General features: G+C 32.0%; 14 protein-coding genes. 3 read left to right on the top strand and 11 right to left on the bottom strand.

Translation table 11 applies throughout. From position 1 onward, the window contains the following. Nucleotides 1–159: 159 nt before the first annotated feature. The 5 genes from QJ521_RS08155 to QJ521_RS08135 all read right to left on the bottom strand — a co-directional run bounded on the left by QJ521_RS08155 (nucleotide 160) and on the right by QJ521_RS08135 (nucleotide 5002). Nucleotides 160–1533, bottom strand: a complete 1374-nt coding sequence (locus tag QJ521_RS08155; RefSeq protein ID WP_282839970.1) for a sodium/glutamate symporter family protein — start codon at nucleotides 1531–1533, stop codon at nucleotides 160–162. A gap of 3 nt (nucleotides 1534–1536) precedes the next feature. Next, nucleotides 1537–2664 (bottom strand): lysophospholipid acyltransferase family protein, encoded by a 1128-nt coding sequence (locus QJ521_RS08150; RefSeq protein WP_282839969.1) that lies wholly within the window; start codon nucleotides 2662–2664, stop codon nucleotides 1537–1539. Nucleotides 2665–2773: 109 nt separating this feature from the next. Beyond that, the gene (gene ald / locus QJ521_RS08145) at nucleotides 2774–3877 is read right to left on the bottom strand and encodes an alanine dehydrogenase (RefSeq protein WP_282839968.1); all 1104 of its coding nucleotides are present in this window, start codon (nucleotides 3875–3877) and stop codon (nucleotides 2774–2776) included. 80 nt (nucleotides 3878–3957) lie between these two features. Beyond that, a complete protein-coding gene (locus QJ521_RS08140; protein ID WP_282839967.1) occupies nucleotides 3958–4581 on the bottom strand; it encodes an HD domain-containing protein in 624 nt (207 codons plus the stop codon). A 7-nt stretch (nucleotides 4582–4588) separates the two neighbouring features. Further along, nucleotides 4589–5002 carry a bis(5'-nucleosyl)-tetraphosphatase gene (locus QJ521_RS08135; RefSeq protein WP_282839966.1) on the bottom strand — a complete coding sequence of 138 codons (414 nt, stop codon included), beginning with the start codon at nucleotides 5000–5002 and terminating at the stop codon, nucleotides 4589–4591. Between the two features lie 171 nt (nucleotides 5003–5173). Between QJ521_RS08135 and QJ521_RS08130 the strand changes: the two genes are divergently transcribed. Next, the gene (locus QJ521_RS08130; protein ID WP_282839965.1) at nucleotides 5174–6601 is read left to right on the top strand and encodes a glycogen synthase; all 1428 of its coding nucleotides are present in this window, start codon (nucleotides 5174–5176) and stop codon (nucleotides 6599–6601) included. 3 nt (nucleotides 6602–6604) lie between these two features. Beyond that, nucleotides 6605–7831 (top strand): glucose-1-phosphate adenylyltransferase, encoded by a 1227-nt coding sequence (locus tag QJ521_RS08125; RefSeq protein ID WP_282839964.1) that lies wholly within the window; start codon nucleotides 6605–6607, stop codon nucleotides 7829–7831. Between the two features lie 47 nt (nucleotides 7832–7878). On the opposite strand, the gene QJ521_RS08120 is transcribed toward QJ521_RS08125, so the two are convergent. From QJ521_RS08120 to nadD, 6 genes are all read right to left on the bottom strand, one after another. After that, nucleotides 7879–8703 carry a DUF2705 family protein gene (locus tag QJ521_RS08120; protein WP_282839963.1) on the bottom strand — a complete coding sequence of 275 codons (825 nt, stop codon included), beginning with the start codon at nucleotides 8701–8703 and terminating at the stop codon, nucleotides 7879–7881. Next, complete coding sequence (locus QJ521_RS08115) at nucleotides 8700–9569, bottom strand: ABC transporter ATP-binding protein (RefSeq protein ID WP_282839962.1); 870 nt, start codon at nucleotides 9567–9569, stop codon at nucleotides 8700–8702. The genes QJ521_RS08120 and QJ521_RS08115 overlap by 4 nt, the downstream gene beginning before the upstream one ends. A gap of 9 nt (nucleotides 9570–9578) precedes the next feature. Further along, nucleotides 9579–11789, bottom strand: a complete 2211-nt coding sequence (gene recD2 / locus QJ521_RS08110; protein WP_282839961.1) for an SF1B family DNA helicase RecD2 — start codon at nucleotides 11787–11789, stop codon at nucleotides 9579–9581. Between the two features lie 73 nt (nucleotides 11790–11862). Further along, a complete protein-coding gene (gene mnmA, locus QJ521_RS08105; protein ID WP_282839960.1) occupies nucleotides 11863–12990 on the bottom strand; it encodes a tRNA 2-thiouridine(34) synthase MnmA in 1128 nt (375 codons plus the stop codon). 4 nt (nucleotides 12991–12994) lie between these two features. After that, nucleotides 12995–14851, bottom strand: coding sequence for an NAD(+) synthase (locus tag QJ521_RS08100; protein ID WP_282839959.1), 1857 nt, complete (start codon nucleotides 14849–14851; stop codon nucleotides 12995–12997). Next, nucleotides 14844–15419, bottom strand: coding sequence for a nicotinate (nicotinamide) nucleotide adenylyltransferase (gene nadD / locus QJ521_RS08095; RefSeq protein ID WP_282839958.1), 576 nt, complete (start codon nucleotides 15417–15419; stop codon nucleotides 14844–14846). Before nadD ends, QJ521_RS08100 begins: the two co-directional genes overlap by 8 nt. 203 nt (nucleotides 15420–15622) lie before the next feature. Here nadD and QJ521_RS08090 point away from each other — a divergent pair. Then, nucleotides 15623–16041: Fur family transcriptional regulator (locus QJ521_RS08090; protein ID WP_282839957.1), on the top strand; the 419-nt coding region annotated here is incomplete at its 3' end.

Here is a 16041-nt window from a genome sequence, read left to right as displayed (position 1 = left end):
AAGAACAAAAGTGAATAAATTCACTAGGGGCGATTCATAATCGCCATGTCACACGCGCGTGCGCGATATACATAATGTCACTACTATACTTCATGTATGATATAAATACAATTTCCTATTCAACAAAAAAAGTGAGAGTTTGCACTCTCACTCAATGATTTATACATTAACTCCACGTCTGGTTCGAATCATTAAAATGATTGCGAATACAACCGTATACGTTAAACATCCTAAAACAGCAATCCAATTCCATAGCAATTCATTCGAACTGCCATAAGTTAAAATCGGAATAAATAGAATTGCAAACAAAGGCAGTGCCATTGAAATAGCAGTTCCAGATCCTAATACCATTTCTTCAGCTACTGGAGTATCTAGATTTGGATCTATACCTTTTAGAAGAGCTAAGCCAGTTGAAGCAACTCCTGTGAGCATACCAAACAACCCGATAAAGTATTCCTCATGATGATCAGCATAAATTCTTTTGGTCATAAATCTTAGATAGAACATTGTTATGATACCAACAAGTATTGCAGTAACAACCAGTTGTACACCATATGCTGCTAAAAAATCTAGAGTAATTGTTAACACAGATCCAGCAATCATAATATTAAATGATGCTGATGCAATATTTGATAACATATAATTATTTGTCATAAAGCGAATATTTTTACCTTTACGTTCAAAACGCATTAAAACGGATTTATAGAGTAAAGCATATAAAATACCTATAATAAAGTTAAAACCTTTTATGAGTCCAAATACGGCCCCACCAGCGATATCTCCTATTAGGATGTCTAATACATGCAAAGTCAAGAAAACGAGACCATAGATGATAGCAATAATAATACCTTGTGTTGTTAAACCATCTAATGTACTAATTTCTTTAATAGTATCGATTTCAACAGTAATTTTTCCTGTAGAACTTTCTTGATAATGTTTTGGTTTCGCAACACCTCTTTTTCTACTGATGATGTTGATGAGTAAGACCCCAATCGTACCTCCAAAAACGAATCCCAAGAATGAGTATGAAGCACCTAATACTGCAAAAGTATTGAATGTACCATCCGTAATCACATTATCAAAAACACTACCAATAGATATAGCTAACCCAGGACCTTGTCCAAATCCTAAAGCAACTAGCATTCCAGAGCCAGCAAATTTCGTACTAAAGAAAAGTAATACAACTAATAAACCTATTAATGCTTGCATGGCATAGGTGCTAGTGATAAGCATACCTGTAGACCATATTTTTTTCTTGATTTTACTTGAATCTCTTTTAAGTGCAAGAGCGATAAAACCAATTGCAAGTGCATGGTAAACCATAAATATTAACGCATTTACATCATAAAACGTTTCTTGACCCGTAATGATTGGTGCAAACACCAATGAAATCACTAGACCAATGAACCCACCAAGTAAAGCTGTTGGTATAACAACTTTATTTAAACCAGGAACCCATGTCTTTAAGACTTTTGCAACAAACATTAATACTCCAATAAGTAAAAAGTAAACGATAATGCCCCATTCTTCCATTGTCTATTCTCCTCTTAAATATTTTATTGAATCTAGGAATATCATTGGGTCCTTGATTTTTATTAAAAATGTTAGACCTTTGTAATCAAATGATAAAAAATCTTTTTGTGTTAAAACGAGTCCTTCGATATCATTGATGTGAAACTCAAGTTGCTGTTTTAAATTCGTCATTGTTACTACTTTATTTTCTAATATAACTTCAACATTACCTCGGTTATGTCTTTTATTCTTTTGAAAATCAACTTCATAAAGTGTACCGAGTGACATGATTTTGTTTTTAACAACTTGTGGTAACAATATTTGTTGAAATTTTCCCCATTCGACCAAATTATCGAACTGTAAACCTTCAAGAAACTCGTACGAATTAATGGTAGCAATCTTTCCACAGTTTGTACAGTATATGTCACTTCCTTTGGTTTGAATCGTGTGTATTCTTTTACAAATAGGACAAGCATAAAGATATCCTTCTAGACCTTCAGCTTTATGATTGGATTTATATCTTATTTTTTCTTTTCGATTCCAATCATATTCATTAAATGCAATTGCATTTTCTAATATTACCTCAATTTCACTTATATGCATTTCCTTAATTTCTTTTTTCGTTAACAGTGTTTGATAATGAATGTGAATATAACATTTTTTTCTTTTCTTTCCCCATCGTGGTGCAGCAAAATATCCACCTGAATTTTTAGCAATCACTACATCATGTTTTAATTTTTGTATAAGTTTAGCTGTGCTTTGATAATCAGTTTTTGTCTGCTCTCCAAAAAAAGAGGAATTGCCTTCAGGAAAAATCATAATACCGCGTTGATCATCATGAAATGCTTTTAATATACTTCTAATGGTTTGAACATCATTTTGGCCTTTTCTTTTAGGAATTGACTTAACCATATGGGTTAATGCAAACCTTTGTACTGGGTGTGTATATAAAATGTTAGAAGCAACTGGATATGGATAATGTTTAATATTCATCCCGACATATAATGGATCATTTAATGAAATATGATTTCCAATTAAAAAGAAAGGTTCTTGTCGTTTTGGATCGAAATTTTCATAAGTGAATTTGAAACGATACTTAGAATGAAAAATAAGTTTCAAAAAAAATCTTGCTATTTCTTCTCTTAATCTCATTGGAACCTCCTTTGTTTTCTATTATACGCTATGATACTTTGAAATTCCAACTAATTATTAAAAAATTAAAAAAAAGAGGGTTAAAGTGAACTTTAACCCCCATTTGTTTTTATAATGCTAAATAAGGTAAATCAAAGGCTTCACATACACCTTCGCATGTGCATTGTCCGTGATAAACATTAACCCCTAACTTAAGCGCATTTGAACGTCCGATTGCAATATCTAAACCATAGTCAGCAATCATTAATCCATACTTAAGCGTTGTGTTGTTTAACGCTGTTGTTGATGTTTTAGGAACAGCACCCGGCATATTAGCAACTGAGTAGTGAATAATACCATCTACTTCATATATTGGATCATCATGATAAGTTGCTTTACTCACTTCAGTTGAACCACCTTGATCGATTGCAACGTCAACAATGACGCTACCCGGCTTCATATCTTTATAATAAGCACGTTTAATCAGTTTAGGAGCTTTTGCTCCACCTGGAAGTAAAATAGCACTTATAATCAAATCAGATGCCTTAACGACACGTTCTACGTTGTCATTACTGCTATATAAAGTCTTTATTCTATTGCCATAGATATCATCTAAATATGTTAATTTGTTTAAGTTAATATCTAAAATCGTAACATCAGCACCCAAACCTACTAACATTTTTAAAGCATTTTCTCCGACAACTCCAGCACCGATGATGCCAACTTTTGCACGATCAACACCTGGAACACCAGATATAAAAATTCCACTTCCACCTTGTGGTTTTTCTAGATATTTTGCACCTTGAATTGCGCTTAAGCGACCAGCAACTTCACTCATAGGTTTTAAACAAGGAAGTGATCCATCATCTAAACGAATGGTTTCATAAGCTATGGCTTGAGTTTTAGCGTCAATCAATGCTTTTGTCAATGCTTCATCAGCTGCTAAATGAAGGTAGGTATATATAATTAAACCTTCTCTAAAATAACCATACTCAGGTTGCAATGGTTCTTTAACTTTAACAATCATTTCGGACTTTTCCCAAACCTCTGCCGCGGTTTTTAGAATCGTTCCACCGGCGAATTCATAATCTTCATTTGAAAATCCTGAATTCATACCAGCATTTTGTTCAACAAGAACTTGATGTCCGTGATGTACGTACTCTTTGACACTGCTTGGGGTCAACCCAACACGAAACTCATTGTTCTTTATTTCCTTAACAGTTCCAATAATCATATTATTCTCCTTATATTTTGATATCGTGTTTTTATAATCATATTGTAACATAAAATAGTCTGTTTTTTAACCTTAAATATTTATTTATTTTTTATTTTTTTATAGTGTTCAAAAATCAATGTTCTCAATGTTTTCGAATCGCTTAAAAGGTGATGAATTTTATTTAATCCATCTCTATTTTTTTTCGTCTCAAGCCATAATTTAAGATATCCATTTGGACCATATTTTTCTTCTATATGTTGATATGCTCTTTTAATATGTTCTTCTTCATTAGAATCCGGATAATGTTTAAACCCATACTGTATTGTTCTTGTAACAACTATGTCTATATCAATATCTCGATCAGCTTCGGCAATAATTTTTCCATAAATTGACCTTGGTGGTTCGTCGTTTGATGCCCGATGATCTTCAACTGCTTCTTTCATAATTCGTCTTTGCTCTTTTGTGAAGTACTTTGATAATTCTTGATCATTATACAAAAATAGACCACCTGTTATATGGTGATCATTTCTTCCAAATTGCATACCAATATCATGATAGCAGGCAATGACATAAACCATATCATGATTAACTTCGTATGGTTTTGCTATTTCAATTGAATTTTCAATTACTTTTTCAACGTGATCCATTTGATGTGCGTCATCAAAATGGCGATATAAAGGTATTATTTTGTTGTATAAGTATGTTAGTAACTCTTTTTCCATTTAAACCTCAAATAATAATGTTCGCTTTTTTGGATAATAATTTAAAGACTTTTCTATCTGTTTTGAATGTTAATTTTGATAATACTTTTGAAGCATCAACCCATACTGCATCAGCAATTTCTTCTTCTTGTTTTTGAATTTTAATTGAATCTGCTCGTGCGAGGAAATAGACGACATCCTTAACAACACCTGGTTTAGGGTAGTATCTTGTTTTTTCTTTGAAGTCATCTAATATTTCGACTTCAAGACCAGTCTCTTCTTTAACTTCACGATAAGCGGTCATCTTTTCACTTTCGTTTAATTCAACATGACCTTTTGGAAAACCAAAGTGTAGTCCGTATTTTTGTTGTACAAGTACAAATTGATATTTATTCTGATGTTTTCTAAAGATGACTGCACCACAAGATTTTTCTTTTGTCACCAACATCACCTACTCATATTTTATTTACTAAAGTATATCATATCATTTATAAAATTAAATGATTTATGATTTTTTCAGTTTTTATCACATAATCTTTGATTGATAAAAGCGCTATCATCATGTATAATGAACTTAATAAGTATGCAATCAACTAAAGATAGAGGTGGAATCATGAAAATATTATTTTGTAGTGCTGAAGCATTCCCGTTTAGTAAAACTGGTGGATTGGCTGATATGGCATATTTTTTGCCTAAGTCCTTAATAAAACTTGGTCATGATGTTAGAATTATCACCCCATATTATCAAAGTATCAATAAACATCATAAAGAAATGAAAATGAAAGGTTCAGCTACGATTGTCTTTGGTGGTATTGAAACCATCGTTCATTTTTATGAACTAAAATATGAAAACATAACTTATATTTTTGTTCAAAATATGCACTATTTTGAAAGAGAACAACTTTATGGATACAATGATGATGCCGAAAGGTTCGCATGTTTTAGTTTTGCAATATTAGAAGGATTAAAAGTGCTCAACTTCTATCCAAACATTTTGCATCTCAATGATTGGCAAACTGGTATGGTTCCTTATTTGCTAGACGAACATTATCGTCAGAGAAATGATCACTATTTTAGCATTCACACATTATTTACAATTCATAATTTGGAGTATCAAGGTTCATTTGATCCATATGTCAGTCGTTTTTTTAATACAGATTTTAATTATACTTACATCCATTTTGATCGTGTTAATTTTTTAAAAGCTGGGGTTGAAAGAGCGACTAAAATCAATACCGTTAGTCCAACATATCGCAATGAAGTATTAACAAACGATTATGGTTTTACTTTAGACGGTGCTTTACAAAAGCGATATGATGATTTCATTGGTATCTTAAATGGTATTGATCATCATGTTTTTGACCCGAAAACAGATGATTTGATAGAACATCATTATGATGAGGTGAAAACAAAAGATGGTAAGATAAAGAATAAAGAATATATGTTGCATCACTTTAATTTGGATGTCGATTTAAAAGCTCCATTAGTTGTCTATATCGGTAGATTAGCAACTCAAAAAGGCATTAATCTATTAACAAGAACTTTGGAAGATGTGATTGAGTTTAGCAATGCACGGTTTATACTAATGGGGTCAGGCAATGATTCCTATCAAGATTTCTTCCGTCACATTTCATTTAAATACCCAAATAGAGTTGCGAATTATATCGGATTTAATGAAAAAATAGCACATCAACTCTACGCAGCAAGTGATATCTTTATGATGCCTAGTAGGTTTGAACCTTGTGGTTTAGGTCAGATGATTGCAATGCGATACGGATCACTTCCACTTGTTAGAGAAACAGGAGGATTAATAGATACTATTATTCCTTATAACCAATACACAGGCGATGGTACAGGATTTAGATTTTCTAGATATGATGCCTATGACTTTAAAGAGAAACTGTTTGAAGCCATCAACTTATATAATGAAAATCCAAGAGTTTGGAATAAATTAGTCAAACAAGCAATGAAACAAGACAACAGTCTTGATAAAATGGCATTATCATATGAAGATTTATATCAAACGATATTAGGAGTGTAAACTATGGAAACTTTAGCATTAATTCTCGCAGGTGGTAAAGGTAGTCGATTAGACATCTTGTCACAAAGACGTAGTAAACCAGCAATGCCTTTCGCAGGTAAATTTAGAATTATCGATTTTACATTGAGTAACTGTACGCAATCTAATATTTATGATATAGGAATTCTTACTCAATATCTTCCTCTTTCATTAAACGAGCATATCGGTAGTGGAAAACCTTGGGATTTAGATAGACGTGATTCCGGTGTAACATTGCTTCAGCCACACAATTATTGGTATCTTGGAACAGCTGATGCTGTTTTGAAGAACCTTGAATTTATTCAAAGAAAAGAACCTACTTATGTTTTAATCTTATCAGGTGACCATATTTATAAAATGGATTATCGGAAAATGATTCAACTTCATAAAGAAAAAGGTGCTAGTGTTACGATAGCTACTCAACCTGTTCCACCTGAGGAAGTATATCGCTTTGGTATTATGTCAGTTGGCAAAGATGATGAAATCGTTGAGTTTCAAGAAAAACCAAAAACATCAAAATCTAATTTGGCAAGCATGGGTATTTATCTGTTTAATTTTGATTTGTTAAAAAAAGTGCTTCTAGATATCAATCAAGAAGACCTTGATTTTGGTAAACATATTATTCCGCATCTCATAGAGACAACAAAAAAAGAAGTTTACGCTTACCAGTTTAAAGATTACTGGATGGATGTCGGTACTTATGATTCTTATTTAGAAACCAATCTTGCTATGGCAAGAGATTTTACAGAACTTGACCTCTACGATCCAACATGGAAAGTTTATACGAAAAGTGAAGATCTCCCACCGGTTAAAGTAGGCAGTGAAGCTATTATTCATAATTCTCTAATCTCAAATGGTTGTGTCATAGAAGGTACGGTTATTAACTCAGTTTTAAGTCCAGGTGTACGTGTTGGAAAAGGATCTGTGATTAAAGATAGTGTTATTCTAAATAATGTTATTATTAGTACAGATGTTACGATTCAAAAGTGTATTTTGGATAAAAAAGTGACCGTTGGTCGTAGTGCGTTTATCGGATATGGAAATGATTTTACACCAAATGAAGAAAAGCCTGATTTGTTATCAAGTGGGATTACAGTGATTGAAAAGAGTGCAGTGATTCCTAGTTCAACAAATATTGGAAGAAATTGCCGCATCTTTAAAACAGCCACATACGAATCAAAAGATATTAAGAGTGGTTCAACATTAAGATAGCTAATGAAATAAAAGGTGAGTTCAGAATTCTGAGCTCACTTTTTTGCTTAAATCATTTCACGTTTTCTAAATTTCTTAAAACTTAATATAACAACAATAATCGTTAAAGCACTAAATGTTAAAAAATTGATTAACTCGAATCCATGACCTTCTTTTAAAAACCCAACAGGTTCAGTAAATGTAAATGGTGATATATATTTTAATGCTTTTAAGAAGTCATTATTGGTTGCTGATGAAATCATCGTTATTATATATAATGGGAACGGAATCGCGATTGATATGAGTGGTGACTTATTTGGTTTAAGAAACATTGCTAATCCCATGCTTAAGTATGCAATCATGAGAAACATAACGTAATCAAACAAACCGAATTCCCATAATATCAAGTGTGATTCACCTGGAGCAACAATGATAAACCCAACTTGTGTTAATAACATTTGAATAAAGGTAAAGATGAAAAGTAGTGTAGCTACACTTAACATTTTCGTTGTTAATAGTTTAGCTCTAGAAATAGGTAACACGTAGATAACTTCTACTGTGTTTTCTTTTTCATCTTTACTGACAATACCAAAGCCTAGCATCGCTGCATAAATACCACCAAGAAGTTGTAGAAATAAAGCACCTTCTGTAGCGAAATATTCCATCACATTATCTGGTATTCCACCAAAACTTTCCATCATGGCTATAAATGAACTATCGATGCTTTCCAGATATTCAAGCATTTCATTTAAAGCATCCATCATTTCTGCAACCATTGGGTAAATAGCAACGATTAAAAATAATGATAAACCTAATGCAAACGACCAAATCATATTACTTTTGAAATTTCTTCTTATTTCAATCTTATACAAATCTTTTGAAAAGAGGTTCATAGGATTTCCTCCTTTTCATAATAAACAGAAAATATTTCTTCTAAACCAACATCTCTTAAAATAATATCATCAAATGTTTTGTCTGAAAGGTAGTCTATTAGAAGGTTAACATCACCTTGATAAGTATAATGACTAGAACTGTTTACATCTTTAATATACTCTAACCCTTTAAGTTTTAAGTGATCTTGATTCGGTGTAACTTGAAGTCGTTTATGTTCATTCTTTCGTATATCATCCATCGATTTCGTAAATAAAATAGTACCATCTTTTATTAATGCAACACGATCACACACTTTTTCAATTTCACTTAAAACATGACTTGATAGAAAAATGGTTGATCCGTTTTTCTTAGCCTGATGTAATAACTCTAAAAATCTAGATTGAATCAATGGGTCTAATCCTGAAGTTGGTTCATCTAGTATCAATAGTTTTGCTTGATGCATTAAAGCAATCACAATGCCTACTTTTTTCTTATTGCCAAATGAAAGTGAACCAAACTTCTTTTCTAGGTCAACATCAAGGGTGCTAATTAAGTGGTTTAGGTAGTTTTCATCCACATTTCTCATACTCCTAAAAAAATCCATGATCACTTTGACCTTTAACTCATTGAAAAAATGAGATTCACTAGGCATATATCCAATATGTTCATTGATTAAGTGATTGCCTATAGAAACTTCTTGATTCAATATTTCTGCTTGTCCAGAATCAGTTGATAACAACCCCAATAAAATGCGTATTAAGGTTGTTTTCCCAGAACCGTTTGGACCAACAAATCCAAAGATTTCTCCTTGTTTTACACTTAAGGTAACATCTTCGATGCCTCTTGAACTTCCATAGTACTTTTTCAAATGTTTAGTTTTAATCATCATTACTCCTTACATAAAATCATATGGTGAAATATCATCTTCTTCTTTTTCTTGATGTGTTATTTCACTGTTCAATCGATATGCTAAAGTCGTTTGTCTTCTTTCTTGCAAGTGGTTAGCTGCGTAAACGAGTAAATGCATATCACCTAAGATAATGAGATATTGTTTTGCTCTAGTGATAGCGGTGTAGATTAACTCTTTTTTTAGCATGTGCATATAGCTTCTTACCATGGGTATCATGACGATTTTATATTCACTACCTTGTGATTTATGAATACTAATTGCATAAGCTAAATTGAGCTCTTCTAAATCCCCTTTATCATACATCACATCATTATCATCAAATGATACAACCATGTATTGCTCATTTTGTTGATTATATTTAATTGCTTTAACAACACCAATATCGCCATTCATAATTAAACGTTCTGGATCGTTAACAAGTTGTATGACTTTATCACCAACAAAATATGTTTTATCGCCATAGGTAATGCCTTCACCAGGATTTGGGTTAAATTTTTCTTGTAAAATTTTATTAAAGTTATCGATACCTAAGTCACCTTTATACATTGGTGCGAGTATCTGAATATCATCTATCATATTGTATCCTTCGTTTAATGCACCTTCAACTTGCTTAATAATGACATCTTTAATCTTATCAGGCGATGCACGATATAAATATACATCGTTATCGCTAATCAAATCATTGTCAGTTAAATTTTGTTGGTTCACTGAACTTGCTAAAGATATGATTTTTGAATCTTTTGCTTGTCGATGAATCTCATTTAAGCGAACAACTGGTATGACATTGGATTCAATTAAGTCCGTTAAAACTTGACCTGGGCCAACACTTGGTAATTGGTCAACATCACCAACAATGATAACTTGTGCTTCATTTTTGATTGCAGTAAATAATTTATGCGCTAAGAATAAATCAATCATCGATGCTTCATCGATAATGATTAAATCATGGGGCATTAAGTGATACTCGTCATATGCAAATAACCCATCATAATTATATCCTAGATGACGGTGAATTGTTTTAGCATCCATATCAAGTAATTCTTTCATCCTTTTGGCTGCACGACCTGTAGGTGCCATTAAAGCTATTTTTTCATAGATTGCAGGATTTTTGAAATTTAATTTGTTATATATTCTATAAACTTCAAGTAAACCATCAATAATTGTTGTTTTACCTGTACCTGGGCCACCTGTAATAACTGAAATAGGGTTTGATAATGCAGTTATAATCGCTTCTTTTTGAACTTTGGTGTATTGCATGTTTCTTTGTATTTCTACAGAATCTAGAAGTGTCTCTAGATATCCGTGATCATACACCTTATTTGTATTTTTTGCTAACTCTTTAATTTTATCTGCTAATTTAATCTCAGTAAAATATGAAAGTGCTAGATAGTATCTATCTTCATCTAAGATCAACCGTTTTTCTTCAATTAAAGCCTCTATTGCGAGTTCAAGCTCAATGTCATTGCCTAAAACTTGATAGGCATACTGTCTGACTTGTTCATCTGTTAAATACAAATCTCCATTTTGATATGCAATATTTTGCATTGCATAGATGATAGCTGCTTTAATTCTTCTAAGATCATCTTTTGCAATACCTAATTTATTTGCAATCTCATCAGCTTTAATAAAACCAATGCCTTCGATGTCATCAATTAAGCGATATGGGTTTTCTTCAAGTTTTTCTAAGGTTAGCATTTGATATTGATTAAGTAATTTCATCGCGAGTTTTCCAGATAAATTATACCCATATAAGGCAACTAAAATATGTTCGTTGGTCTGGTTTTCAATAAGCTGTTGATAAAATTTTTCAATACGTATTGCATTTAAACCTACTTTTTTCAATACTGTTTTATCTGCAGTTATTTTTTTTAGTGCGTCAGGTCCTAAGGTTTCAACAATTTTTTCTGCAGTTTTTTGACCAATGCCATGAAAAAAAGGACTAGATAAATAACTAACAAGCCCAGATTCACTTTGATCATCACATTTTTGGAAAGATTCAATCTTAAATTGATCTCCATAACTTGCATGCTTTACCCATGTACCATGAAATACATAGTTCATATCTTCACTAACAATAGGAAAATATCCTACAATGGTTACAAGTTGCTCATCTTCTGTAATAATTCTAGCAATGGAGTAACTATTTTCATCATTATGAAAAACATAATTTTTTACTCTACCTTTGATGGTTTCCATAGTTCCTCCTAATGTAATGTTTATTCAAATTATACCATTAAAAAATCATAAAAAAAAGGAACTGGAGTTCCTTTTAACTATATTGTCTTAATTTTTTATCCATATATGCTTCTTGAATAAAACCTGATCCTAAGCAGACCTCGTTTTGATAAAATGCACAAACTTGTCCTGGGGTAATTGCTCGTACTTTTTGAGGATAGAAAACACGAATGGTTTCATCATCAACCCATTGAATCGTCACATCATTATCTTTTTGACGATATCTAAACTTAGCTGTCATTTGTCCGTCAAACTTAGGTCCCCGCCAAATAACATCGGTAATCAGTGCTTCATCACTAAATAAATGTGGATGGTTGAAATCTGGTTCAACATATAAAGTATTTGTTTTTAAATCTTTCCCGACAACATACCAAGCTCCAATCTCTTCTTTGGAACCTCCAATGCCTAATCCTTTTCTTTGACCAATCGTATAGTTCATTAAACCTCTATGGTCTTTCACATATGTTCCATCAAGTCTTTTCATCTGACCGGGTTGTGCAGGAAGATAATTACTCAAAAATGCATTAAAATGTCTTTCTCCAATAAAACAAATACCAGTAGAATCTTTTTTTGTTGCAGTAGCAAGACCTTGTTCTAACGCAATTTTTCTAACTTCTTTTTTATCTAAATGTCCAATTGGAAATATGACTTTTTTCAATTGCTCTTCTTTTAATTGAGAAAGAAAATAGGTTTGATCTTTATTATGATCAAACGCTCTTAGAAGCATTGGATAATCTTTTGTTAGATCTACTTGGGCATAATGTCCCATTGCGATATAATCAGGATTGAATTTTTGTGCGTAATCTACGAATGCCTTGAACTTAATCTCATTATTGCATAAGACATCTGGATTTGGTGTTCTATTTTTTTTGTATTCTGATAAGAAATATGAAAAAACACGATCCCAATAATCGTCAATAAAATCAACTTTATGAAGCTTGATGCCTAATTTATGAGCAACCTCTAAAGCATCTTGATAATCTTTTTCTTGTTCGCACATCTCATCAAATGTGGTCGGGTTCCCTTTTAAATCTTGATTGGTTGCACTATCCCAGTTACGCATAAAAACGGCTTCTACGTCGTAGCCGTCTTTTAGTAGTAAATAAGCAGCAACGCTACTATCTACTCCCCCTGATAAACCTATAATTACTTTTTTCTTCATAACATCACTTTCTTTTTACATCACTTGGCATTCTATACTGTCCTCGAGGAGACATACTAATGCCTAAAATTTTCGGTCCTTCTGGAAGTGTTTGGCGTTTGAATTGTTGTGAGTAAAAACGCTTGAAGAAGCGATTTACATAATGTCTCGCTTCATCTTGATTCATTTCAAATGCATGCCGAACAAGCCAAATAATTTTCTTTTCATCAGCACCTTGTTCAAGATGATAATATAAGATAAAATCATTGACATCATATCTTCCAATCGATTTTTCAGTATCCTGATTTTCGAGTAATTCTGGAGTGATTGGTGCATCCAATATTTTCTGCAAGACTTTCTTTAAATCTTTATAATCATGGTTTGCATGGTAATCAATCATAAGTTGAACCCATGTTTTAGGTAATCCTGAATTAATAGCATACATGCTCATTTGGTCACCATTATATGTCATCCATCCTAAAGCAATCTCAGATAAATCACCAGTGCCTAAAACAAAACCACCATATTTATTTGCTAGATCCATTAATATAAGCGTTCTTATTCTTGCTTGTGCATTTTCGTATGTTACATCTTTTTCGTCATGCTGAATAGATTTTAAATGGAGGTCAACAGATTTGCTAATTGGAATTTCTAAAACAGTTACACCTAAACCCTCCATTAATTCGATGGCTACTGATCTTGATTTTTTAGATGTTGCATCAGCTGGCATGGTTACTGCAATAATATCTTTAGAGTCTCTTCCTAGTTTTTTCATTGCTTGATGACTGACTAGTAGAGCAAGTGCTGAATCAAGACCACCTGAAATACCTATAACAATTTTATTAGACGTTTCCGGCAATGATTCAATCTTTTTAATGAGACCAAATGTTTGTAAATTGTTCGCCAAAATCATTTCTTCTTCTAAATGCTCGTTCGGTATAAATGGTTTTTGGTCAATTGGTTTTTCAAATGTAAATGAATTCGTTTCTTCAAATCGAACAGGAACAAACTGATACTCATTTTGAATAAGCATATGCATATCACGATATGTACTATCTTGTCTCTTTTGATAATTGATTGCACGAATATCGATATCTGCGGTTAATATTGAAGACTCCATATCGTATGACTGAACTTCAGAAACTAATACACCTTGATTCGCTATGATCTTATGTCCTGAATAGACGACTTCAGAGCTTGATTCAAAATGACCTGAACTTGTATAGACATATGCTGCCATTTGTTTTCTTGAGTGGTCTAGTACAAGATTTTTTCTTACCTGAGGTTTCCCTACACGTTCAGTTGAGGCAGATAAATTGAAAAACAAATTAGCTCCAGCTAAACTCATATCATCACTTGGACTATATGCTGCCCATAAGTCTTGACAAATTTCTACACCAAATCTTATTTTTTCATCAGAATCTTCGAAAATTAAATATCCGAACGGAACTTCTTTTCCCAAAAGTTCAATATGTTTCATTTTTGTTTTAAATCCGGTATGAAACCATCTTTTTTCATAAAATTCATGATAATTTGGTAAATAGTGTTTAGGTATAACGCCTAATATTTGTTTTTGTTTAATGATAACAGCACAATTATAAAGAATACCATATAAATCAAGAGGTGCACCAATAATAAATATGCCCTGATATTTTGTTTCATCCATAATGGATTGAATGGCATCTTTTGCTTCAGAGATAAATGATTCTTGATAAAACAAATCACTGGATGTGTATCCAGTAATTGTCAACTCCGGAAAAACGATGATACTTGACTTGGTTTTTCCAAGAATATTTAAGATCTCTTTTTTGTTGTGCTCGATATCTCCAACTGAGATTTTCGGTGTTGCAGCAGCTACTTTTATGAACCCTTGTTTATACATTTTTTGGCTCCTCATATAAATGGTTTTTGCGAATATATTGATAAACTTCTTCAGTTAATAAATTTTTTTGCTCACTTTTATTTGATCTTACATCAGTTGATGAAAAATCTTCTTCAAATTCAATAAATGTAAATTGATGCTTTAAATCCTTAAACATTACTTCAGCTTGCTCTTCAGTTATTCCGTTTTTTCTTGTCATCACGATAAATGGATATTTACCCAAAAGTTCTTCATATTTTATCCATTTGTGAAATCCTTTTAGATTATCAGCACCAATAACAAAATGAAGATCATCATAGATATAACTGAGTGCATCTAGTATCGAAAGGGTGCCATGATAACCTCGGTTTGATTCTAAATCAGATACACTGACATGTTCTAAATTGTTTGTCATCAACTTCAACATAGTTATCCGATGGTGAAATTCTATGAGTTCTGATTTTGCGTAATCATCGCCAACTGGTAACAATAAAATGTGTGAACCTTCATAAGTTGACAACAGTTTTTTAATGATATTTAAATGTGCTTTTGTTGGTGGATTGAAAGCACCACCGAAAACAATATGCATAACCTCACCACTTTTTATTATATCATTTTTTTAAATGATATGAATGTTCAAGATAAGTTTATTTATATTATAATCACATAATTAGCGTATGATATCAACTATCTTAAGCATATAAGCATTATTCTTTAAATCTATTCTAAATATTGGTATAATTAAGATGAATTATAATTTAAAAATTTCGTTTCCTGAAGGAGATCGATATTATGGATTTAAAAGAACGTTATTATAGTAAAATACGTAATGATAAAATGCGTTTAACAAAAAGTAGAAAAGCTATGATTGAAATATTAGAAAATCAGCACTTGACATTCAAAGAAATTCAAAAAGCTTTGGCTAGTCGTGGTTTTTATAATGTATCAACGATATATAACAATTTGGAATTCTTAATAGAACAAAAGATTGTTGTTGAACTATACATCAATGATACCAAATATTATGATCTTGCAATGGGTAACCCAATGCACTCAGCAGATAGTCATATTCACATCATGAACAAAGATACAAATGAAATTACGGAAGTCAATAGTCCTGATATCTTTGAATTCTTAAGCAATCATGAAGCTTTTAAAGATTTAGAACTCGAGTATATTCGCATTATCATATCTGCGAAAAGTAAGAAAAA

Source organism: Peloplasma aerotolerans (assembly GCF_030012175.1).
Taxonomy (GTDB): Bacteria; Bacillota_I; Bacilli_A; order Acholeplasmatales; family Acholeplasmataceae; genus Peloplasma; species Peloplasma aerotolerans.
Note: the sequence above shows the minus strand (reverse complement) of the source record. Positions and strands in the feature narration are given on the sequence as shown.

What these genes read in the sequence shown, in the direction of transcription:
- QJ521_RS08120 (WP_282839963.1), bottom strand. Translation starts at nt 8,703, where the DNA reads ATGAACCTCTTTTCAAAAGATTTGTATAAGATTGAAATAAGAAGAAAT.
- QJ521_RS08125 (WP_282839964.1), top strand. Translation starts at nt 6,605, where the DNA reads ATGGAAACTTTAGCATTAATTCTCGCAGGTGGTAAAGGTAGTCGATTA.
- ald (WP_282839968.1), bottom strand. Translation starts at nt 3,877, where the DNA reads ATGATTATTGGAACTGTTAAGGAAATAAAGAACAATGAGTTTCGTGTT.
- QJ521_RS08155 (WP_282839970.1), bottom strand. Translation starts at nt 1,533, where the DNA reads ATGGAAGAATGGGGCATTATCGTTTACTTTTTACTTATTGGAGTATTA.
- QJ521_RS08130 (WP_282839965.1), top strand. Translation starts at nt 5,174, where the DNA reads ATGAAAATATTATTTTGTAGTGCTGAAGCATTCCCGTTTAGTAAAACT.
- QJ521_RS08150 (WP_282839969.1), bottom strand. Translation starts at nt 2,664, where the DNA reads ATGAGATTAAGAGAAGAAATAGCAAGATTTTTTTTGAAACTTATTTTT.
- recD2 (WP_282839961.1), bottom strand. Translation starts at nt 11,789, where the DNA reads ATGGAAACCATCAAAGGTAGAGTAAAAAATTATGTTTTTCATAATGAT.
- QJ521_RS08115 (WP_282839962.1), bottom strand. Translation starts at nt 9,569, where the DNA reads ATGATTAAAACTAAACATTTGAAAAAGTACTATGGAAGTTCAAGAGGC.
- nadD (WP_282839958.1), bottom strand. Translation starts at nt 15,419, where the DNA reads ATGCATATTGTTTTCGGTGGTGCTTTCAATCCACCAACAAAAGCACAT.
- QJ521_RS08140 (WP_282839967.1), bottom strand. Translation starts at nt 4,581, where the DNA reads ATGGAAAAAGAGTTACTAACATACTTATACAACAAAATAATACCTTTA.
- mnmA (WP_282839960.1), bottom strand. Translation starts at nt 12,990, where the DNA reads ATGAAGAAAAAAGTAATTATAGGTTTATCAGGGGGAGTAGATAGTAGC.
- QJ521_RS08100 (WP_282839959.1), bottom strand. Translation starts at nt 14,851, where the DNA reads ATGTATAAACAAGGGTTCATAAAAGTAGCTGCTGCAACACCGAAAATC.